The organism is Solirhodobacter sp. (assembly GCF_964715405.1).
This window is the reverse complement of the sequence record NZ_CBAICG010000007.1, coordinates 24,218-45,594: the sequence shown is the minus strand read 5'-3', so window position 1 is coordinate 45,594 and position 21,377 is coordinate 24,218. Positions and strand designations below refer to the sequence as shown.

Below are 21,377 nucleotides of genomic sequence, written 5' to 3'. Positions count from 1 at the left end.
GACGGTTGCCCTTTCCGGCCGGGAAAGGTAGCCGTGCGAACGATTCAGAGAGAAAGGCCACCACCCATGGGCTCAATCGGCGACATCCTCATGCTTGTGCTCAACCTGCTTTATTTTGTCGTGATCGTTCACGTCATCATGAGCTGGCTGATCAATTTCCAGGTGCTGAACCTGCGCCAGCCGCTGGTCTACCAGATCTGGGACGGCCTGAACCGGCTGCTCAATCCGATCTACTCGCGGGTGCGGCGCATTCTGCCCGATACCGGCACGCTCGATCTGGCGCCGCTGGTCGTGTTCTTCGCGATCATCGCGCTGAAGATGGTCGTGCAGCGCAACTTCCCCATCTACGGCTGATGACGGCCGACCCCCAGGCGCTTCTGCACTCGGTTTTCGGCTTTCCCGGCTTCCGGCCGGGGCAGGCCGAGATCGTTGCGGCGGTGCTGGCGGGCCAGAACACGCTGGCCATCATGCCGACCGGCGGCGGCAAGTCGCTGTGCTTTCAACTGCCCGCGCTCTGCCGCGAGGGGGTGACGGTCGTCATCTCGCCGCTGATCGCGCTGATGCGGGATCAGGTGCGGGCCCTGCGCGCGGCGGGAGTCGAGGCCGGGGCGCTGACCTCGGGCAACACCGACGAAGAAACCGAAGAGGTGTTTCAGGCGCTGGACGAAGGGCGGATGAAACTGCTCTACATGGCGCCGGAGCGGCTTGCGGGCACCGGCACACTCGCGCTGTTGCGCCGCATCAACACCCGGCTGATCGCGGTGGACGAGGCGCATTGCGTCAGCCAGTGGGGCCACGACTTCCGCCCCGATTACCTGCGCATCGGCGAGTTGCGTCGCGCGCTGAACGTGCCTTTGGCCGCATTTACCGCCACGGCGGACGCCGAGACGCAGGCCGAGATTGTCACGCGGCTGTTTGACGGGCAGGCGCCCGCCACCTTCCTGCGCGGCTTCGACCGGCCGAACATCCACCTTGCCTTCGCGGTCAAGGATGAACCGCGGCGCCAGATCCTCGATTTTGCGGCCGCCCGGCGGGGTCAATCCGGCATCGTCTACTGCGGCACACGGGCCAAGACGGAAACGCTGGCGCAGGCGCTGCGCGAGGCCGGGATGATGGCGCTGCACTATCACGGCGGGATGGAGGCCGAGGCGCGGCGGCTGGCAGAGACACGGTTTCAGCAGGAAGACGGGCTGATCGTGGTGGCGACCGTCGCGTTCGGGATGGGCATCGACAAGCCCGACATCCGCTGGGTCGCCCATGCCGACCTGCCGAAGTCGATCGAGTCCTATTATCAGGAAATCGGTCGCGCCGGCCGTGACGGCGCCCCCGCCGAAACGCTGACGCTCTACGGCCCCGAGGATATTCGCCTGCGCCGCAGCCAGATCGACGAGGGTCTGGCGCCGCCGGAACGGAAGGCCGCCGACCACGCCCGATTGAACGCGCTGCTGGGACTGGCCGAGGCGGTGGCCTGTCGGCGCCAGGTGCTGCTGGGCTATTTCGGCGAAACCTCGGCCCCCTGCGGCACCTGCGATCTGTGCGATACGCCGCCCGATACGTTCGACGCGACCGAAGCGGTGCGCAAGGCGCTGTCGGCGATGTTGCGCACCGGCGAAAGCTTTGGCGCCGGGCATCTGATCGACATCCTGACCGGGACCGCGACCGACAAGGTGCGCCAGCGCAACCATGACCAGTTGCCCACCTTCGGCGTGGGGCGCGACCTGACGAAACCGGTCTGGCAGGCGATCTTTCGCCAGATGATGGGCCGCGATCTAGTGCGCCCCGACGCGGAACGGCACGGCGCGCTGCGCATGACGGAGGCCGCGCGGCCGATCCTGCGCGGGGAAGACACCGTCCGGCTGCGGCGCGACACGGTGCAGACGCACACGAGACCGGTGGTGAAGACCCTTGTGGGCGAGGAAGACGCGCCGCTGCTGTCGGCGCTGAAGGCCAAGCGGCGCGCGCTGGCCGAGGCGGCGCGGGTGCCCGCCTACATCGTTTTCCCCGATCGCACCCTGATCGAGATGGCCGAGCGGCGACCGGAGACGCTGGACCAGATGGCGGGCATCACCGGGGTTGGCGTCAAGAAGCTGGAGAGCTATGGCGCGGCCTTTCTGGCGGTGATCACCGGCGCGGTGCCAGAGCCGCAGCACCCGCAGCGGCGCAGACTGGCCGGGCGCGACGCGGGCGCGGTCTATGACCGCCTTCAGGAAGAAGAGCTGCGCCTGCGCCGGGGGCTGGACGGAACCGAAAAACCGCTTAGCTGCACCACGTCGACCCTGCGCAAGATCGCCGAACAGCGCCCCGCAACCCTCGATGCGCTGGAGGCGGTTCAGGGCATGGGGTCGCTGAAGCTGGAACGCTTCGGGGCGGCTTTCCTTGCCGTGCTGGACGAGGCCTGAAGGAAGAACCGATGCTTGTCGTCATTTCCCCCGCGAAACGGCTGGACTGGGGCCCGACGCCCGAACTGCCGCTGACCGATCCGGTCTTCGCCGACGATGCAGTGGCGCTGGCCGAACATGCGCGCGGGCTTGGCATGGCGGACTTGCGCAAGCTGATGGGAATCAGCGAGGCGCTGGCCCGGCTGAACCGCGGCCGATTTGCCGCGTTTTCGGCGGTGCCAGAGCCTGAATCGCTGCGCCCCGCCGCCTTCGGCTTTGCCGGCGACACTTATGCCGGGCTGGAGGCAAAGACGCTGGGCCGCGACGCGCTGATCTGGGCGCAAGACCATCTGCGCATCCTGTCGGGGCTTTACGGGCTGTTGCGCCCGCTCGACCGGATTCAGCCCTACCGGCTGGAGATGGGCAGCCGTCTGGCAACCGGGCGCGGCGCGACCCTTTATGACTGGTGGGGCGACCGCGTGGCCGAGGCGCTGAACGCGGCCGCAGCGGCGGTTGGGTCAGACGTGCTGATCAACTGCGCCTCGGTCGAGTATTTCACCGCCGCGGCCCGTCCCGCGCTGGCGTTGCGGGTGGTCACGCCGGTGTTTCTGGAGGACCGCGACGGCAAGCAGGGCATCGTCAGTTTCTGGGCCAAGAAGGCGCGCGGGGCGATGGCGCGGTTCATCGTGGAAAACCGGCTGACCGACCCGCGCGACATCGACAGCTTCGAGGCGGGCGGCTACCGGTTTGCCCCCGACCTGTCGGACGGCGCCCGCCGCGTGTTCCTGCGCGGCGGATAGCTCAGGCGGCCTCGGTGTCGGCCTCGACCCGCGCCAGAACCGGGCGCGCGGCCGCGGGGCAAAGCGCCACGATCCGCTCGGTGATCGCGGCGCGGCGCAGCGGTTTGGTCAGGTAGAAGTCGATTCCGGCGGCCAGGATACCCTCGGCATCCCCCTCCATCGCGTGGGCGGTCAGCGCGACGATGGGCACATGCGCCGCGCTGCCGACCTCGGCGGCACGAATGGCGCGGGCAGCGGCGCGGCCGTCCATCTCGGGCATCGAAATGTCCATGAAGATCAGGTCGGGCGCGAAACTTGCGTGCAGGTCCAGCGCCTCCAGCCCGTTGGCGGCAAAGACAAGGTCGATGTCGAGGTCTTTGGTCATCTTGCGGAACACCAGCTGGTTGGTGCGGTTGTCCTCGGCCGCCAGCACGCGCATGGCCCGCAGTTCCGGTGGCGGGGCCGGAGGACGCGCGGCGCCGACTGCGGCCGCGGCGGGGGCGGACAGCGATTGCAGGCAACGGAACAGGTCGCGGCGCAGCACCGGCTTTTGCAGGATCGCGGCCAGTTCGCCGCGGGCGCGCGCGTCCTCCCGCACCGGGCCGGGGTGCGAACTGAGCAGCAAGATCGGCACCGTTTGCCGGGCGTCGCGCAGCCGGTGGGCCAGCATCACACCGTCCATGTCGGGCATGTTGTGATCGGTCAGCACGACGTCGAACGCCGGGCCTGATGCCACCGCCGCCAGCGCCTCGGCGCCGGAACGGCAGGTGACCACCTCCAGTCCGTAGGTTTCCAGTTGTCGTTGCAGGATGCGGCGGTTGGTCAACTGGTCATCGACCACCAGCGCGCGGTGCAGCGCGATCGGCGGCGCCGGGTCCGCGCCTGCATCCTCGGCGACCGGCAGCACCAGTTCGAAACCGAAGCACGATCCCTGCCCCGCGTCGGACTCGACCCAGATCGAGCCGCCCATGTGCTCGATCAGCCGTTGCGTGATGGCGAGGCCGAGACCAGTGCCCTCGAACTTGCGATTCCACTGGTCTTCGACCTGGTTGAACTCGCCAAAGATGTGGTCGAGGTGTTCGGCGGCGATGCCGATGCCGGTATCCTCGATGGAAATGTGCAGTTCCTGCAGGCCGGGATCGGCCTCGAAACCGACGACGCGGATCAGCACCTGACCGTGGTCGGTGAACTTCACCGCGTTGCCGATCAGGTTGGTCAGCACCTGCCGGATGCGGCCGGGGTCGCCGACAAAGCAGGTGGGCAGGAAAATGTCGAAGTCGATCAGCAGGTCGATGTGCTTTCCCTGCACCGTCGGCTGCATCAGCATGACGATATCGTGGATGCAGCGTTCCAGATCGAATGGCTCGGGGTGCAGGACGATCCGCTCGGCCTCGATCTTGGAATAGTCCAGCACGTCGTTGATGATCACCAGCAGCGCCTCGCCCGAGGTCTTGATCGTTTCGGCATAGAGCCGCTGTTCCTCGCTAAGGGTGGTATCGCAGAGCAGTTCCGCCATCCCGACGACGCCGTTCATCGGGGTGCGGATCTCGTGGCTCATGTTGGCGAGGAAGGCCGACTTGGCGCGGTTCGCGGCCTCGGCGCGTTCCTGCGCCTCGCGCAGTTCAGCCTCGCGCGCGATAGTTTCGGTGATGTTCAGCGCCAGCGTGACCATGTCGCCGTCGCGGGCGCGCCGGTCGATCAGCTTGACATACTGGCCGTTGAAGAACCGCACCACCACCGGCGGGATCGGATCCTGATCCCAGCGGCCGAGCACCTGGCCGACCCAGTCCTCCCGCCCGGCCTCGCCGACCTCGACCAGCTTCTTTTCCCAGCAGAGCCGCAGGATCGCCTCGTAGCCAATGCCCGGGGCAACCTCGGGGTGGCCCGCGAAGACGGCCAGGTAGGCGTGATTCGCGGCCACCATCTTCAACGAGGTATCGAACACCGCGAAGCCGTCGCGAATCGTTTCGACCGAATCCCACAGGCGGCGTTCGGCCATCACGGCGGCGGTATGGGCGCGGTCGAGGTCGGTCAGGAAACGGCTGTTCTGCCCCTTCAGCGCCTCCGCCTCGGACAGGGCGCTGCGCACCACCTGGCGCTGTTCCACGATCTGGTTCGACAGCGAACGCGCATGCAGCGCAAGCTTTTCATTGGCCGCGAACAGTTCGCGCTGCTTGTGTTCCAGCATCCGTTCGGCCGCGAGCCTTGCGCGCCGTTCCTTGGCCAGTTTTTCCGCCAGCGTCATCCCGTCCTCCGTCACATGACGGCCCCGGGGGGCGCGCCGGGCCCGAGACTGGCGCAACAGGATGAACGCCGCCTTAAGGCAAGTGGGTCGCAAGGTCGCTGCTGACGTGGAATCGTTGCATGAGCACGAAGCGATGTGCCAGCATGCCGCCATTGACGACCGGAGGATATTGCCATGCGCCTGTTTGCTGCCGCTGCTCTTTTCGCATCCTGCCTGACCGCACTGCCCAGCCTTGCGCTGGACACGACGATCCCGGCACGGCGCGCGATTCTGACACAAGATGTCGATCTGCCGGGCAGCGACCTTCAAGCGATCTTCGACACCACGCTGGAGGCCTGCGAACAAGCCTGCCTCACCAATGCGCAGTGCAAGGCCCTCACCTTCAACAGCCGGGCGGGATCCTGCTTTCCGAAGACGGCGGCGGGCAAGGCAGCGCCCTATACGGGGGCGTTCTCGGCCATCGTGGTCGATACACCAAAGGCCACGATCCAGCGCGCCGAGACCCGCAAGAAGGAACTGTCGTTCCTGACCGATGACGATTTCTCCACGGCTCTGACCCAGGCGCAGGGGCTGGGCGACATGCATATCGCGGGCGATCAGGCGGTGCCGGACCTGCTGTCGCAAGCGATCGCGATCGAGAAGTCGGGCGATGCGCTGACGGCGTCGAAGTTCGAGGGCGCGGCCGTCAACGCGACGGACGCAGCCGATCAGTGGGTGGATTATGCCCGGCTGCTGCTGCTCGCGGCGCAGGACAGCAAGGCCGAGGGGCCCGACGATCTGAAAGCGCGGGCGCTGTCGGCGACGGTCAACGCCTATCTGCGGGCCGATGCGGCGCCCATGCGGGCCTCGGCGCTGGCCCAGATGGCGCAGGCGCTGGAGGCGGTGGGGCGCGGGCGCGACATGATCCCGGCGCTGAAGCTGGCGCAGGCCGCGCAGCCGCGCGAGGATACGGCGGCCGCGCTTGACAAGGCGGTTGGGCTTTACGGGTTCCACATCACCGACCAGACGGCGGAAAGCGACAGCGCCACCCCACGCATCTGCGCCACCTTCTCGGCCGATCTGGTCAAAACCGGGGTGGATTACGCGCCCTTCGTACAACTGCCGCAGCCGGGCCTGTCGGTCGAGGCGGATGGCAGCCAGCTTTGCATCGGCGGGCTCGACCACGGGCAACGCTATGCCGTCACCTTCCGCGCCGGGCTGCCCGCGGCGGATGGGGAAACGCTGGTGAAGCCGGTCACCATCACGCTCTACGTCCGCGACCGGGCGCCCCTGGTCAGCTTCCCCGGCCGCGCCTATGTGCTGCCGCGCGCCACGGTGGCGGCGATTCCGGTCGATACGGTGAACGTGAAGACGATCGACCTGAAGCTGCGCCGGGTCAGCGACCGCAACATCCTGCGGGCGATCCAGAACGACTATTTCGGCCGCCCGCTGTCGGCCTATGACGACGAAACCTTCGCCAGCCAGGTTGCCGAAGATGTCTGGTCAGGCACCGCCGATGTCGGGATGGAGGTCAACAAGGACGTGGTGACGCGTCTGCCGCTGGATACGGTGATGAAGACGCTGCCGGTGGGCATCTACGCGCTGAACGCCTCGGTGCCGGGCAAAGACCCCTATGACGTGCCGCCTGCAACGCAATGGTTCGTGATCTCGGACCTTGGCATCACCAGCTTCAGCGGGGTCGATGGGCTGCATGTGACGGTGCGCAGTCTTGGCACCACGGCGGCGAAAGCCGGGCTGACGGTAACGCTGATGTCGCAGTCGAACCTGGTGCTGGGCACCGCGGTGACGGATGCCGACGGCAACGCCGACTTCGCCGCCGGGCTGACTCGCGGCACGGGCAGCGCCGCGCCGGGGCTGGTGACGGTGGCCGAGGGTGACACGGATTTCGGCTTCCTGCCGCTGACCGACCCCGAGTTCGACCTGTCCGACCGCGGCGTGGCCGGGCATGAGGCCGCGCCGCCGGTGGACGTGTTCCTGACCACCGATCGCGGGGCCTACCGCGCGGGCGAGACCGTGCATGTGACGGCCCTCGCGCGCGACGGCGCGGCGGCAGCCATCGCGGGCCTGCCACTGACAGCGCGGCTGACCCGGCCGGACGGCGTCGAATACTCCCGCGCGCTGACGCAGGACGCGGGCGCCGGGGGGCACACGTTTGACCTCGCGCTGGCCGATTCCGCGCCGCGCGGGCCTTGGAAGCTGGACATTCTCGCCGATGTGAATGCGCCGCCGCTGGCTTCGACCGGGTTCCTGGTGGCGGATTTCCTGCCCGAGCGGATCGACTTCACGCTGAGCCTGCCGACGACGCCAATCCACCTGGGCGACGCGCCCGACCTTGGCATCGCCGCGAAATACCTGTTCGGCGCGCCGGGGGCGGACCTGTCGGTTTCGGGCGAGGTGCAGGTGAGCGCGGTCAGCGCGCTCGACGGCTTCCCCGGCTACAGCTTCGGCAAGTATGATGAACCCTTCTCGACCCAGACGCAGGCGCTGCCGGATGGCGAGCGGACCGATGACACCGGCACCGCGACCGTGCAGGCCGCCTTGCCGCAGATCGACGATCCGGCCCGGCCGCTGCAGATGACGGCGGTGGTGCGGGTCGCCGAAGGATCGGGCCGCCCGGTGGAACGCAAGATCACCGCGGCGCTGACGCCCTCGGCGCCGGTGATCGGGATCAAACCGCTGTTCCAGGACGTGGTGGCCGAGAACGACAAGGCGCGCTTTGACCTGATCGCGGTGGGCCCGGATGGCAAGCCCGCGGCAATGAAGGCGCATTGGGTGCTGAACCGGATCGAGACACGCTATCAGTGGTTCCAGAGCTATGGCAGTTGGGACTGGACGCCGATGACCACGCGGACCCGCCTGGCCGAGGGCGTCGCCGACCTGACCGCCGCCGGACCGGTGGCGGTGGAGGCCCCGGTGACCTGGGGCGACTACGAGCTGCGGGTGGAACGGGCCGACGGCAGCTATGCCGCGGCGTCGGTGCAGTTCTATGCCGGATGGTTCGCGCCCGCCGACGCCAGCGCCACGCCCGACACGCTGGACATGTCGCTCGACAAACCGGCCTACAAGCCGGGCGATACCGCGATGTTGCGGGTGGTGCCGCGCGCGGGCGGAACGGCGATGATCTCGGTGCTGTCCAACAAGCTGATCTCGCGCCAGGTGGCCGAGGTGAAGGCGGGCGAGAACATGATCCCGGTGCCCGTGACGGCCGACTGGGGGCCGGGCGCCTATGTCACCGTCTCGGTGATCCGCCCGATGGACGAGGCGGCAGGGCGCAACCCGGCGCGGGCGCTGGGGCTGACCTATGCCAAGGTCGATCCGGGGATGCGGCAGCTTGCCGCCAGCATCCAGACCGCGCCCGAGGCCGATCCGCGCGGGCCGCTGGACGTGGCGGTGAAGGTGGACGGGCTGCAACCGGGCGACACCGGCTTTGCCACCATCGCGGCGGTGGACGTCGGCATCCTGAACCTGACCGCCTTCACGCCGCCTGACCCGTCGGACCATTACTTCGGCCAGCGCAAGCTGGGCGTCGGCATCCGCGACGTTTACGGGCGGCTGATCGACGGGCTGAACGGCAATCTGGGCACCGTGCGCTCGGGCGGTGACTCGGGCGCGGGCGCCCGCTTGCAGGCGCCGCCACCGACGGAAAAGCTGGTGGCCTTCTATTCCGGCGTGGTGCAGGTGGGGGCGGATGGCCTTGCCCATGCCAACTTCATGCTGCCGCCGTTCAATGGCACGGTAAAAGTGATGGCGGTCGTCTGGTCGAAGACCGGCGTCGGGCAGGCCAGCGCCGATGTGCTGGTGCGCGACCCGGTGGTGGTGACGGCAAGCCTGCCGCGCTTCATGGCGCCCGGCGACCAGAGCAGGCTCTTGCTGGAGATTGTCCATGCAAAGGGCCCGGCGGGGCGGATGGGGCTGGATGTGTCGTCCGACGGGGTGAAGCTGGGCGAGACGCTGTCGGGCGTGGACCTGAAAGAGGGTGGCAAGCAGACGCTGTCGATCCCGATCACGGCCGGGGCTGTTGGCGTGCAGACGATCGACGTGGTCCTGACCACGCCGGACGGCAAGCGGCTGGACAAGCAGCTTTCGCTGACTGTCGAGACGCTGGACCCCGCGGTCACGCGCACCACGCGGCTGGACCTTGCGGCGGGGAAAAGCTTCACCTTCGACAAGAACGCCTTCGATGGGCTGCAACCCGGCACCGGGCAGGCGACGGTTACCGTCGGCCCGATCGCGCGGTTCAACGCGCCCGGCTTGCTGGCCGCGCTCGACCGCTATCCCTACGGCTGCACCGAGCAGATGACGTCGAAGGCGATGCCGCTGCTTTACTTCGAGGATGTGGCGTCCGCGATGGGTCTTGCCACCCGCGACCACCTGAAGGACCGGGTGGATCAGGCGATCACCGCGATCCTGACCAATCAGTCCGATACCGGGTCGTTCGGGCTTTGGGGGCCGGATTCGGGTGACATGTGGCTGGATGCCTATGTGACCGACTTCCTCAGCCGGGCACGGGCGCAGGGCTTCAAGGTGCCGGACCACGCTTTCCGCATGGCGCTGGACAATCTGCGCAACCAGGTCAATTCCGCGCCGGATTTCGACAAGGACGGCGGGCCGATGGCCTATGCCCTGATGGTGCTGGCGCGTGAAGGCGCGGCGGCGGTGGGCGACCTGCGCTACTACGCCGACGTGAAGGCGGCGGCCTTCGACACCCCGATCGCCTCGGCGCAACTCGGCGCGGCGCTGGCGGCCTATGGTGACCAGACGCGGGCGGATGCGATGTTCCGGCAGGCCGGGCGGCAGATGGGCGCGCGGGTGGGGGCCGACGGGCCGCAGGTCTTGCGCGCCGACTACGGCACCAACCGCCGCGATGCCGCAGCCGTGCTGACGCTGGCGACCGAGGCCGGCAGTACGGCGATAAACGCTGCCGCGCTGACGGACCGTGTCGCCGCCGCCGTTACCGGCGACATGTCCACGCAGGAAGAGACCTGGACGCTGCTGGCCACCCATGCGCTGATCGACAGGCCGGGCGCCGAGGGCTTTACCGTGAATGGTGAACCCGTCACCGGGCCGCTGGTGAAGGTGCTGGAGGCGCAGACGGTGGGGGCCGGGCTTGATATCCACAACGGCTCGACCGCCTCGGCTACGCTGACACTCACCACCTATGGCGTGCCGGTGAAGCCGGAACCGTCGGGCGGCACCGGCTATGCGATCAAGCGCAGCTACTACACGATGGACGGCCAGCCCGCCGAAATCGACACCGTGAAGGCCGGAACCCGGCTGGTGACGGTGCTGGAGGTCACGCCCTTCGGCAACGGCGAGGCGCGGCTGATGGTCAGCGATCCGCTGCCTGCCGGGTTCGAGATCGACGACCCGAACCTGCTGGCCTCGGGGGACATCAGCGCCTTCGACTGGCTGGACGCGACCACCGACGTGGCCCACAGCGAGTTCCGGCAGGACCGCTTCCTGACGCAGGTCGACCGCACCGACAACTCGCCGTTCACGCTGGCCTATGTGGTTCGCGCGATCTCGCCCGGCACGTTCCACCACCCGGCAGCCAGCGTCGAAGACATGTACCGCCCCGACATCCGCGCCCACGGCGATACGGGCACGGTGACGGTCACGCCGTGAGGGCGCGCTGGTTCCTTGGCGCCGCGCTGGCGCTGTGGCTGGCGGGGCTGGGGCGCGAGGGGTTCGACACCTGGGTCGATGCGACGGTGATTCCGCCGCTCGATCTTGGGGTTTCGGTCGAGATGCTGGCGCGCGATGGCCGCCTGTTGCGTGCCTTCACGGTGGAAGATGGCATCTGGCGGCCGGGGGTGGACCCGTCGCAGGTGGACCCGGCCTATCTGCAGATGCTGATCGCCTATGAGGACGGGCGGTTCTATCAGCATGACGGCGTCGATCCCTGGGCGCTGCTGCGCGCGGCGATGCAGGCGGTCACGCAGGGCCATGTCGTTTCGGGCGGATCGACCCTGACGATGCAGGTCGCGCGGCTGCTGGAGGATAGCGGCACCGGGCATGTGGCGGGCAAATTCCGCCAGATCAGGCTCGCCCTGGCGCTGGAGCGGCGGCTGACGAAGGCGCAGATTCTGTCTCTGTATCTGCAGATCGCGCCCTTTGGCGGCAATCTGGAGGGGGTGCGGGCGGCGACGCTGACCTACTTCGGCAAGGAACCACGGCGGCTGACCCCGGCCGAGGCCGCGCTGCTGGTGGCCCTGCCGCAATCGCCGGAAACGCGCCGCCCCGACCGCGATCCCGCTGCGGCGCGCGCGGCGCGCACGCGGGTGCTGGAGCGGCTGGTGGCCGAGCATACGCTGACCCCGGCGCAGGCGAAATCCGCCATGACAGAGCCTGTTCCGACCACCCGACAGCCCTTCCCCGGCCTCGCCCCGCACCTGACGGACCGGCTGCGCGCCGCGTCCCCCGACCAGATCATCCACCGCACCACGATCGACGCCGATCTGCAGGCCAAGCTGGAAACGCTGGCCGCCGATGCCGTGGCGCAGGGAGGCGAGCGGTTGCAGGTGGCCATCGTGGTGGCCGATCACCGATCCGGCGAGATCCTCGCCGAGGTCGGATCCGCCGCCTACGAGGCCGACCACCGGCAGGGCTTTGTCGACATGACGCAGGCGCTGCGCTCGCCCGGATCGACCCTGAAGCCGCTGATTTACGGGTTGGCCTTCGACGAGGGGCTGGCGCACCCCGAGACGCTGATCGACGACAAGCCGGTGAACTTCAACGGCTACGCGCCGCAGAACTTCGACCACCGGTACCGCGGCACGATCCGGCTGCGCGAGGCGCTGCAACTGTCGCTGAACATTCCGGCGGTGATGCTCACCGACGCGATTGGCCCGGCCAACCTGATGGCGGGCCTGGCCCGCGCCGGGGTTCACGCCGTGGTGCCGGGCGGGCAGCCGGGGCTGGCGGTGGCGCTGGGGGGCGAGGGCGTCACCCTGCAAGACCTGGTGCAGCTTTACGCGGCCATCGCGCGCGGCGGCGTGGCGCTGCCGCTGACGGTGGAACAGGGCGCACCCCGCGCCGAGGGGCAGCGGGTGATGTCGGCCGTGGCGGCCTGGGAGGTGGGCGACATCCTCGCAGGCCTCGCGCCGCCGCCCGGTCAGCCCGCAAACCGGCTGGCCTACAAGACCGGCACCAGCTACGGCCACCGAGATGCCTGGGCGGTGGGCTTCGACGGGACGGACGTGATCGGGGTCTGGATGGGCCATGCCGATGGCACGCCGGTGCCGGGGGCCTTTGGCGGCGAACTGGCGGCACCGGTGCTGTTTCAGGCCTTCGCGCGGCTGAAACCCGCGCTTGACCCGCAGGGCCCGCCACCGCCCGCCACGCTGACCGTTTCCAACGCCGAACTGCCCGCGCCGCTGCAACGGTTCCGCAGCCGTCAGGCGGCGTTCCTGCCCGCGCCTGACGCACCCTCCGTCGCCTTCCCGCCCGATGGGGCCGAGGTCGAGCTGTCAGGGGGCGAGTTGCTGGTGCGGGTGCAGAACGGCGTTGCCCCCTTCACCTGGCTGGCCGACGGAATGCCGGTCGCCGTCGCCTCGCATGAACGGCAGGAAGTGCTGCCGATGCCGGGGCCGGGGTTCGTCAACCTGTCGGTGATCGACGGGCAGGGCCGGTCGGCGGGCGTGTCGATCCGGCTGCGCTGATCAGCCCCGGATCGCGTCCAGCATCCGCTGCACGTTGTCGGGGTCGGCATCCGGCGTGATGCCATGGCCCAGGTTGAAGATATGCGGCCCGTGCGAGAAGGCGCGCACGATCCGCCGCGTCTCGGTCACCAGTTCGGGCCCGCCGAGCACCATGTACTTCGGGTCGAGGTTGCCCTGCACGCAGCCATCGACCTGCACATGCGCCGCCGCCCACTCCGCCGAGACGGAATTGTCGAGCGCGACGCAATCCGCGCCCGTCGCCTTGGCGAAACCGATGTAGCCCTGCCCCGCCTCGCGCGGGAAAGCGATCACCGGCACGCCCGGATGGCGCGCCTTCAGCGCCGTGATGATCCGGCGCGTCGGCTCCAGCGCGTAGCGCACGAAGGCGTCGCCCTTCAGCGACCCGGCCCAGCTGTCGAACAGCTTCACCACCTCGGCCCCGGCCAGGATCTGGGCCGAAAGATACTCGATCGTTGCCGAAATCAACATCTCGATCAGCGCATCAAAGGTGGCGGGGTCGGCCTGCATCAGCGCATGGGCCGGGCCCTGATCGGGTGTGCCGCGCCCGGCGATCATGTAGGTGGCCACCGTCCACGGCGCTCCGGCAAAGCCGATCAACGTCGTCTGGGGCGGGAGCGCACGGGCAAGGATGCGGACCGTTTCATAAACCGGGGCCAGGGTCGCGTCGATCTGGTCCACCGGTTTCAGCCGGGCCAGATCCGCGGCGCCGGTGATGGTGGACAGGCGCGGCCCCTCGCCGGTGGAAAACCACAGGTCCGCCCCCAGCGCCTGCGCGATCAGCAGGATGTCGGCGAACAGGATGGCCGCATCGAAGCCGTAGCGGCGGATCGGTTGCAGCGTGACCTCGGCCGCCAGATCGGGGGTGTAGCACAGCGCAAGGAAATCGCCCGCCTGCGCCCGCGTGGCGCGGTATTCGGGCAGATAGCGCCCCGCCTGCCGCATCATCCAAGCCGGCGGGATCGCCTGCAGGCCGCCGGCCAGCGCACGCAGGATCTTCTTGTCTTCTGGCATGGACCATCCTCCGGTTTCGCCCGTGGTCCGACGTCGGCGCGGTGAAGTCAAGCACGGCGACCCTGTCCGTGACCAGCCTTCGCCACGGAGATACGCCGCCCAGGAGCCAGATCGAGCACACCCGGTGCAGATGGCCAAGAACACGGACCCCCTCGATGCGCTGTTGGAGGCGCGGGCGGGATCGTGCCGCCCGTCAGGGTTTCAGACGCCCTGGGCAAGGTTGGCGGACCCCACCCGTCGACAAGACACTGCCGTCCGTCACGGCACACCTGCACCCCGGCGCAGGGTTCCCGTATCGCCTCCGTTGCGGATGGCGATCGCCTTTTCAGGGGGTTCCTCGACCGCCCGTTGCGCCGCGGAACCGTGACGAACAAGTTCGTGGCTTCGTCGACGTCCGGGCCGGTGTGCTTGTCAGGCAGGCCCGGGGGGCGGTCACAGCGCGCGCCAATGCACCCCGGCGGCGGGGATCGTGACCCCGTCAAAGGTGATCGGCGCGGCGTTGTAATTGAACAGGAACCGATGCGTGGCGCTGTCGCGGCGGCGCAGGCCATAGGGCATGTCGGTCACCGGCACGGCCGCGGCGGCGCAAGTGGCGCGCAGCAGGTGGCCCAGCGCGGTCTCGTCCAGCCAGCCGCCGATATAGGTGATCGCACCGGCGCGCAGCGCGGCAGGGGTGCCGTCGGTGGCGGTCATGGCAAGTTCGGCTTTGCCCTCCAGCACCTCATGCCAATGCCGGAACGCGCCGCCGCCCTGCAACGGAACCTCGATCCCCGGCGGCAGGCTTTCGACCCGCGCCACGGTGCAATCGAGCCCCGGCAGGTTCGGTGGCAGCGGCACCGGAATGGCGAAATCCGCCGTCTTGGCGTTGGTGCGGGGCCCGACGAGGGCGGTGCCCTTGTAGGCAGCCAGCGCGGCCAGAAGCGGCGCCGACAGCGTCGCCACGCCGGGGATCAGCACGATCCGGTAGGCGCTCAGGTCGGCCACGTCCGGCGGCAGGATGTCGACGTTCAGCCCCAGCGCGCGCAGGCCCCGGTAGACCGAGGTGACCAGGCGGAAATAGTCGAAATCGCGGCCCTGCGGCTGGGTTTCCCAGGCCCATGCGCTGGCATAGTCGAAGACCAGCGCGACCGGCGCCGCAGCGTTGCCGACGTCGGGCATGTCGCGCAATTCCTGCGCCACCTGCGCGGCCTCGGCCAGCGCGGGGGCGGCGACGGAATCGGGGCGCAAGAGCCCCGCGTGCATCTGTTCCTGCGCAAAGGGCACCTGCCGCCAGCGGAAATAGCTGACCGTTTCGGCGCCATGCGCAAACGCCTCCCAGGCCCAGAGCCGGGCCATGCCGGGCAGCGGGTCGGCGTTCCAGGGCGCCCAGTTCACCGGGCCCGGCTGCTGTTCCATGATCCACCAGCGGCCGCGCCCCACGGCGCGATAGAGGTCGTGGTGGAAGGCCTGATTGTCGGGGTCGCCCTGGCGCAGGAAATGCGCCTTGTGTTCCGGTGTGGCGTCCAGCCGGTCGGACAGGAAGCCCAGGGGGTAGCTGTCCCAACTGGCGATATCCAGATCGGCGCCAACCGTGAAGTGATCGAAGCTGGTGACGCGGCCCATGTAGTTGTGCGCGATCGGCGCGGCGGAATGCTTGCGGAGGATCTCCACCTGCAACCGGTTGAAGCTGGCAACCTCGTCGCTGGCAAAGCGGTGAAAATCCATCACATGCGACGGGTTCGGCTCGGTCACGGTCAGGTTCGGCAGGCCGATGTCGTCGAAGCTGTCATAGTCCATCGACCAGAACACATTGCCCCAGGCCCGGTTCAACGCCTGCGGCGACTGGTGTTTCTGCGCCAGCCACTCGCGGAAGGCGTGCAGCGCGGCGGGCGAATAGCTGAGCGTGGTGTCATGGCAGGCGTATTCGTTATCGGTCTGCCAGGCGCCCAGATGCGGGTTGGCGCCGTAGCGTTCGGCCAGCGCGGTGACGATGCGGGCGCATTCGACGCGATAGCCGCGGTGGCTGAAGTCGTAATGGCGCCGCGAGCCGAAGCCGCGCGGGCGGCCCTGTTTGTCGACGGCGAACATGTCGGGCAGCTTGTCGGCCATCCAGCGCGGCGGCGTTGCGGTGGGGGTGCCCAGCACGACCTTCAGCCCCGCCGCGCCAAGCGTTTCGATCGCCCGGTCCAGCCAGCCCCAGTCATAGGTGCCGGGCTTCGGTTCCATCCGGCTCCACGCGAACTCGCCGATGCGGACGAAGGTGAGGCCGGTCTCGGCCATGCGGCGGGCGTCTTCCGGCCACCAGTCCTCGGGCCAGTGTTCGGGGTAGTAGCAGACGCCAAGCGTGCGTTTGTGGGTCACAGGATCACCTTGTGTTCGCGTTGTCCCCGGCTGCCCGAGGCGGCGTGGAAGGTCATGCCGCTGTGCGGACAGGCGGCAAGCTCGGCCTCGGACAGGCCCTGCCGGGCCGTGGTGCAGTAAAGCGTCCTCAGGTCCGCGCCGCCGAAGGCCGGGCAGGACGTGTGCGGCGCGTCAAAGCCGATGGCGCGCAGGAAGCTTCCGTCCAGCGCGTAAGCGGCCACCCGCGACGCTCCCCATTGCGCCAGCCAGAACGTGCCCCCGGCGTCAAAGACGGCACCATCGGGGTTCAACCCCGCGCGGGTGAGGTCGAGAAACAGTGCGGGGTCGCCCTTGGGCCAGCCCTGCGGGTCAAGCGCAACGCGCCAGACCTTGCCTTGCGCGGTATCGGCAAAGCAGGCGTGGCCGCCATCGGGCGTAAAGCTGATCGCGTTGGTGATCGTCAGCGGGCCGAAAAGCTTGCGCACCTCGCCCCGGTAGTAGCGCCAGATCGCCCCCGCGCCGGGTTCCGCAGTCTTGCCCATCGTGCCGATCCAGAACCCGCCATAGGGATCGGCGCGCCCGTCGTTGGAGCGGGTGACCGGGTTGTCCGCCTCCAGCGAGGCCACCACGGCACGCGCGCCGGTTTCAAGGTTGACATGCAACAGCGCCGTTTCCGACGCGATCAGCAGCGTGTCATAGCCGGTCCATCCGGCGGCCGAGACCATGTCGGGGAAGTCCCAGTGCAGCGTGTCATCCACGGTGTGTGCAAGAAGTCGGCGGCCGAGGATGTCGAACCAGAACAATTGTTCACGTTCGGGATGCCACAGCGGCCCCTCGCCCAACAGGCAGGGAGTGCCGTCGAAAACCAGGCTCATGCCAGCCGCCCCAGACCCGCCGCCGCGTCATAGGCCGCGACGATGTCGCGGGCGCGCGCTGCGGTGTCGGCAAGGCTGTGGCCGGGTTTGTAAAGCGCGGTGCCGATGCCGAAGCCGTCAGCCCCCGCCGCCATCCAGTCGCCAAAATTCTCCGGCCCGGCGCCCCCCACGGCATAGACCTGCGTGCCCTTCGGCAGCACGGCGCGGATCGCCTTCAGCCCCTCGGTGCCCATCAGGAACGAGGGGAATATCTTCAGCCCGTCCGCCCCCGCCTTCAGCGCGGCAAAGCATTCGGTCGGCGTCAGCACCCCCGGCCAGCTTTGCAGGCCCCGCGCCTTGGTGGCGGCGATCACCTCGGCATCGGCGTTGGGCGAGACGATCAGCCGCCCGCCCGCCGTCGCAACCCCGGCCACATCGGTCGCCGTCAGCACCGTGCCCGCGCCGATCAGCGCATCGGCCCCGTGGGCCACAGCCATCCGCCGGATGCTCTCCAGCGGGTCGGGCGAGTTCAGCGGCACCTCGATCATCGTGATCCCGGCGTCGATCAGCGCGCCCGCCATCGCGACGGCCTCATCCGGCGTGATGCCGCGCAGGATGGCGATCAGCTTGCGGGTCATTGGACCACCTCCTGCATCACGGCGCGTGCTGCCGTCAGACCGGCCAGCGTCATCGCATCGCCCGCCACCACACGCGGCGCGGCGCCCTGCCGGGTCAGCGCGGCGGCATACGCGGCCGCGATCCCGGCGGCGCCGATCACCGCGACCTGCTGGCCCAGCCAGTAGGGCCGCGCCGCCGCCAGTTCCACCCCGATCAGCGCCCCCGACAGCCGCGACCGCGCCACCTCTGGCGCCAGTCCCGTCAGCAGCGACTCGGCCCGCAGCGAAAAGAGCCGCGCGGCGATCCGGTCGGGGCGCGACAACGCATCGTCGAGCGCGAGACCGAACGCCTGTTCATCCCAGCCCCCGGTGCCGACCGAATGGCGCAGCACCGAATTTTCGGCCAGCAGCGCAAACATCTCGCCGGTCATGAAGGTCTGAAAGCTGACCACCTCGCCCGCGCTGATCCGCACCCATTTGTTATGCGTGCCGGGCAGGCACAGAACCCCGTCGAACGCGGGCTCGTCGGCAATGAACCCGGCGATCTGGGTTTCCTCGCCACGCATCACGTCGGCGGGGGAAAGCTGCTTCAGGCCGGGGATTACCCGCACCGACAGGCGCGGATCCTTGCAGGGCGCGAGCGCGAAGCCGCCCGGTTCCAGCGGCACGCAAGGCACCGCGCGATAGGGCGCCTCGACCCAGCCCTGACGGCTGCCGACCATGCCGCAGGCCAAGACCGGAGTCACCCGCCCCGGCCCCAGCCAGCCTTCGACCAGCGCGATCAGCGCCGGTTCGAACCCCGCGCGCGTCAGTGTCGCCATGCCGGCGTCCGACGACGCGGCCGCCAGCACGGCCCCATCCGCGCCCATCGCCCAGGCGCGCAGATGCGTCGTGCCCCAGTCAACCGCGATCCAGTTCGCCGCCTGATCCATCACCCCGTCACCACCACGCCGCCATCAACCACCATCGCCTGCCCGGTCATCATCCGGCTGGCCTTCGAGGCCAGAAACAGCGTCGCATCGACGATGTCGCGTTCCACCAGATGCTCGGGCAGGCACTGACGGGCCAGATGCGCGGCCAGCCCCTCGGGGGTCGCCCAGAGGTCCATCTGGCGCTGCGTCAGCACCCAGCCCGGCATCAGCGCGTTCACCCGGATGTTGTGCGGCCCCAGTTCACGCGCCAGCCCGCGGGTCAGGCCGGTGATGCCCGCCTTGGCGCTGACATAGCCCGGGAAACCCGCATTCCCCATCATGTAGCTGGTCGAGGAGAAGTTGATGATCGACCCGCCCCCGGCGGCGATCATCCCCGGCGCGGCCGCCTGCGCGGTGAAGAAATGCGGGCGCAGGTTGATCGCCTGTCCCTTGTCCCAGGCCTCCACCGTCGTCCCGGCCAGGGTGTGGCGGGTGTCGTTGGCGGCGTTGTTCACCAGCACGGTGATCGGCCCATGCACGCGCGCCGCCTCGGCCATCGCGTTTTGCAGCGCCGCGATATCGGTGATGTCGCAGGCGATGAACAGTGGGCGGCGGCCATGCCTTGCCGCCATGTCATCGCAAAAAGCGGTGGCGTCCGACCTCTGCACGAAGGCGACATTGGCGCCCTGTTCAAGGAACCCCTCGGTCAGCGCGGCACCGATGCCCGCGCCGCCGCCGGTGATGAACACCGACGCCCCCTTGAGGTCGTGAAATGTCACATATTCGCTCATCGCAAGGGACTCCGTCGGGAAAGGGTTGGGGTGAAACGCATCAGTGACTTTCCCGCGTCACAAGGCGGGCATCCTTGCCCACAAGGAAATCGAGATCGGCGCCCTTGTCGGCCTGCAACACATGATCGACGTAAAGCCGGGCGTAGCCGCGGTCATAGCGCGGCGCATCCGGTTGCCATGCCGCGCGACGGGTTGCAAGCTCGGCGTCCGACACCAGCAGCGTCAGCTCGCCCCGGCTGGCCGAAAGCCGGATGCGGTCGCCGGTCTTCACCAGCGCCAGCGGCCCACCCGCCTGCGCCTCGGGCGAGACATGCAGCACCACCGTGCCATAGGCGGTGCCCGACATGCGGCCGTCGGAAACGCGGACCATGTCGCGCACGCCCCGCTGCACCAGCACCTTCGGAATCGGCATGTTGCCGACCTCGGGCATGCCGGGATAGCCCTTCGGCCCGCAACCCTTCAGCACCAGGATCGTGTCGGCCGTCACCGGCAGGTCATCGCGGTCGATGTTGGCCTTCATGTCCTCGATGGTCTCGAACACATGCGCCGGGCCTTCGTGTTCCAGCAAGGCATCGGTCGCCGCCGAGGGTTTCACGATGGCGCCGTCGGGTGCGAGGTTGCCGCGCAGCACGCGCAGACCCGCGGCCGGTTTCACCGGCGCATCGAAGGCGTGGATGACGTCGCGGTTGAAGCACTCGGCGCCCTCGGCATAGGCCGAGATGTCGCGTCCCAGCACGGTGTTGGCGCGGCGCAGACGGTGCTTCAGTTCGGCCAGAACCGCCGGAACGCCGCCCGCATAGGCGAAGTCCTCCATCAGGTACTTGCCCGAGGGCATGCAGTTCACCAACAGCGGAATGTCCCTGCCGATCTCGATGTCGTCCAGCGTCAGATCGACCCCGACCCGGCCCGCAATCGCCAGCAGGTGCACCACGGCATTCGTGGACCCGCCCACCGCCGCATTGGCAAGGATGGCGTTTTCAAAGCTGGCCCGGGTCAGCACCTTCGACAGCACCAGGTCTTCCTCGACCATTTCCACGATGCGCTTGCCGGTCAGTTGCGCCAGCGCCATCCGCCGTGCGTCAACCGCGGGCAGCGCGCCGTTGGTGGGGAGTGACAGCCCCATCGCCTCGACCAGGCTCGACATGGTGGAGGCGGTGCCCATCGTCATGCAGACCCCGGCCGAGCGGCTCATGCCGCTTTCGGCGGCCATGAAATCCTGCAACGTCATCTCGCCCGCCCGCACGGCCTCGGAGAACTTCCACACATCGGTGCCGGAGCCGATGTCCCGGCCGCGATACTTGCCGTTCAGCATCGGACCCGAGGAGACAACGATGGTCGGCAGATCGACCGAGGCCGCGCCCATCAGTTGCCCCGGCGTGGTCTTGTCGCAGCCGCCCAGCAGCACGACGCCGTCGATCCCGTAGGCGCGGATGCATTCCTCGACATCCATCGCCAAGAGGTTGCGAAACAGCATCGCGGTGGGCTTCATCTGGGTTTCACCCAGCGAAGTCACCGGGAATTCCACCGGGAAGCCGCCCGCCTCCCACACGCCGCGCTTGACGCCCTCGGCCAGCGTGCGCAGGCCCGAGTTGCAGGGCGTCAGTTCCGACCAGGTGTTGCAGATGCCGATGATCGGGCGGCCGTCGAAGACCTGATCGGGGAAACCCTGGTTCTTCATCCAACTGCGGTGGATGAAGCCGTCCTTGTCGAGCTTGCCGTACCAGTTGGACGAGCGGCGCTTGGTCATTTGAACGTTCGAGCCTCCGGCGGGGATATTTGCCCCAAGATGA

13 protein-coding genes are annotated in these 21,377 nt (G+C 68.7%); 5 read left to right on the top strand and 8 right to left on the bottom strand.

Annotation, left to right across the window (positions count from 1 at the left end; all coding sequences use genetic code 11):
* Positions 1 to 66 precede the first annotated feature (66 nt).
* From AC11WY_RS04525 to yaaA, 3 genes are read left to right on the top strand one after another with little or no spacing between them, the layout of a single operon-like run.
* A complete protein-coding gene (locus AC11WY_RS04525) occupies positions 67 to 354 on the top strand; it encodes a YggT family protein (RefSeq protein WP_482922988.1) in 288 nt (95 codons plus the stop codon).
* Entirely contained in the window at positions 354 to 2,399 is a 2,046-nt protein-coding gene (gene recQ, locus AC11WY_RS04520) for a DNA helicase RecQ (RefSeq protein WP_482922986.1), read from the top strand. The genes AC11WY_RS04525 and recQ overlap by 1 nt, the downstream gene beginning before the upstream one ends.
* Before the next feature lie 11 nt (positions 2,400 to 2,410).
* Positions 2,411 to 3,178 (top strand): peroxide stress protein YaaA, encoded by a 768-nt coding sequence (gene yaaA / locus AC11WY_RS04515; protein WP_482922984.1) that lies wholly within the window; start codon positions 2,411 to 2,413, stop codon positions 3,176 to 3,178.
* 1 nt (position 3,179) lies between these two features.
* Here the strand turns inward: yaaA and AC11WY_RS04510 are convergent, their stop codons facing one another.
* Positions 3,180 to 5,402 carry a response regulator gene (locus tag AC11WY_RS04510; protein ID WP_482922982.1) on the bottom strand — a complete coding sequence of 741 codons (2,223 nt, stop codon included), beginning with the start codon at positions 5,400 to 5,402 and terminating at the stop codon, positions 3,180 to 3,182.
* 174 nt (positions 5,403 to 5,576) lie between these two features.
* On the opposite strand from AC11WY_RS04510, the gene AC11WY_RS04505 reads away from it, so the two are divergent.
* Positions 5,577 to 11,027 (top strand): alpha-2-macroglobulin family protein, encoded by a 5,451-nt coding sequence (locus tag AC11WY_RS04505; protein WP_482922981.1) that lies wholly within the window; start codon positions 5,577 to 5,579, stop codon positions 11,025 to 11,027.
* Positions 11,024 to 13,063 (top strand): penicillin-binding protein 1C, encoded by a 2,040-nt coding sequence (gene pbpC / locus AC11WY_RS04500; protein ID WP_482922979.1) that lies wholly within the window; start codon positions 11,024 to 11,026, stop codon positions 13,061 to 13,063. Before AC11WY_RS04505 ends, pbpC begins: the two co-directional genes overlap by 4 nt.
* On the opposite strand, the gene hemE is transcribed toward pbpC, so the two are convergent.
* From hemE to AC11WY_RS04465, 7 genes are all read right to left on the bottom strand, one after another.
* Positions 13,064 to 14,095 carry a uroporphyrinogen decarboxylase gene (gene hemE / locus AC11WY_RS04495; RefSeq protein ID WP_482922977.1) on the bottom strand — a complete coding sequence of 344 codons (1,032 nt, stop codon included), beginning with the start codon at positions 14,093 to 14,095 and terminating at the stop codon, positions 13,064 to 13,066.
* Positions 14,096 to 14,527: 432 nt separating this feature from the next.
* Positions 14,528 to 16,435 carry a beta-galactosidase gene (locus tag AC11WY_RS04490; protein ID WP_482922975.1) on the bottom strand — a complete coding sequence of 636 codons (1,908 nt, stop codon included), beginning with the start codon at positions 16,433 to 16,435 and terminating at the stop codon, positions 14,528 to 14,530.
* Positions 16,432 to 17,289 (bottom strand): SMP-30/gluconolactonase/LRE family protein, encoded by an 858-nt coding sequence (locus AC11WY_RS04485; protein ID WP_482922973.1) that lies wholly within the window; start codon positions 17,287 to 17,289, stop codon positions 16,432 to 16,434. Before AC11WY_RS04485 ends, AC11WY_RS04490 begins: the two co-directional genes overlap by 4 nt.
* Positions 17,286 to 17,906 carry a 2-dehydro-3-deoxy-6-phosphogalactonate aldolase gene (locus tag AC11WY_RS04480; protein WP_482922971.1) on the bottom strand — a complete coding sequence of 207 codons (621 nt, stop codon included), beginning with the start codon at positions 17,904 to 17,906 and terminating at the stop codon, positions 17,286 to 17,288. Before AC11WY_RS04480 ends, AC11WY_RS04485 begins: the two co-directional genes overlap by 4 nt.
* Positions 17,903 to 18,817 (bottom strand): 2-dehydro-3-deoxygalactonokinase, encoded by a 915-nt coding sequence (locus tag AC11WY_RS04475; protein WP_482922969.1) that lies wholly within the window; start codon positions 18,815 to 18,817, stop codon positions 17,903 to 17,905. The genes AC11WY_RS04480 and AC11WY_RS04475 overlap by 4 nt, the downstream gene beginning before the upstream one ends.
* Positions 18,817 to 19,587: an SDR family NAD(P)-dependent oxidoreductase gene (locus AC11WY_RS04470; RefSeq protein ID WP_482922967.1), complete on the bottom strand. Its 771-nt coding sequence runs from the start codon at positions 19,585 to 19,587 to the stop codon at positions 18,817 to 18,819. The genes AC11WY_RS04475 and AC11WY_RS04470 overlap by 1 nt, the downstream gene beginning before the upstream one ends.
* Positions 19,588 to 19,627: 40 nt before the next feature.
* A complete protein-coding gene (locus AC11WY_RS04465; protein WP_482922965.1) occupies positions 19,628 to 21,334 on the bottom strand; it encodes an IlvD/Edd family dehydratase in 1,707 nt (568 codons plus the stop codon).
* Positions 21,335 to 21,377 lie beyond the last annotated feature (43 nt).

What these genes read in the sequence shown, in the direction of transcription:
- AC11WY_RS04525 (WP_482922988.1), top strand. Translation starts at nt 67, where the DNA reads ATGGGCTCAATCGGCGACATCCTCATGCTTGTGCTCAACCTGCTTTAT.
- recQ (WP_482922986.1), top strand. Translation starts at nt 354, where the DNA reads ATGACGGCCGACCCCCAGGCGCTTCTGCACTCGGTTTTCGGCTTTCCC.
- yaaA (WP_482922984.1), top strand. Translation starts at nt 2,411, where the DNA reads ATGCTTGTCGTCATTTCCCCCGCGAAACGGCTGGACTGGGGCCCGACG.
- AC11WY_RS04510 (WP_482922982.1), bottom strand. Translation starts at nt 5,402, where the DNA reads ATGACGCTGGCGGAAAAACTGGCCAAGGAACGGCGCGCAAGGCTCGCG.
- AC11WY_RS04505 (WP_482922981.1), top strand. Translation starts at nt 5,577, where the DNA reads ATGCGCCTGTTTGCTGCCGCTGCTCTTTTCGCATCCTGCCTGACCGCA.
- hemE (WP_482922977.1), bottom strand. Translation starts at nt 14,095, where the DNA reads ATGCCAGAAGACAAGAAGATCCTGCGTGCGCTGGCCGGCGGCCTGCAG.
- AC11WY_RS04485 (WP_482922973.1), bottom strand. Translation starts at nt 17,289, where the DNA reads ATGAGCCTGGTTTTCGACGGCACTCCCTGCCTGTTGGGCGAGGGGCCG.
- AC11WY_RS04480 (WP_482922971.1), bottom strand. Translation starts at nt 17,906, where the DNA reads ATGACCCGCAAGCTGATCGCCATCCTGCGCGGCATCACGCCGGATGAG.
- AC11WY_RS04475 (WP_482922969.1), bottom strand. Translation starts at nt 18,817, where the DNA reads ATGGATCAGGCGGCGAACTGGATCGCGGTTGACTGGGGCACGACGCAT.
- AC11WY_RS04470 (WP_482922967.1), bottom strand. Translation starts at nt 19,587, where the DNA reads ATGAGCGAATATGTGACATTTCACGACCTCAAGGGGGCGTCGGTGTTC.
- AC11WY_RS04465 (WP_482922965.1), bottom strand. Translation starts at nt 21,334, where the DNA reads ATGACCAAGCGCCGCTCGTCCAACTGGTACGGCAAGCTCGACAAGGAC.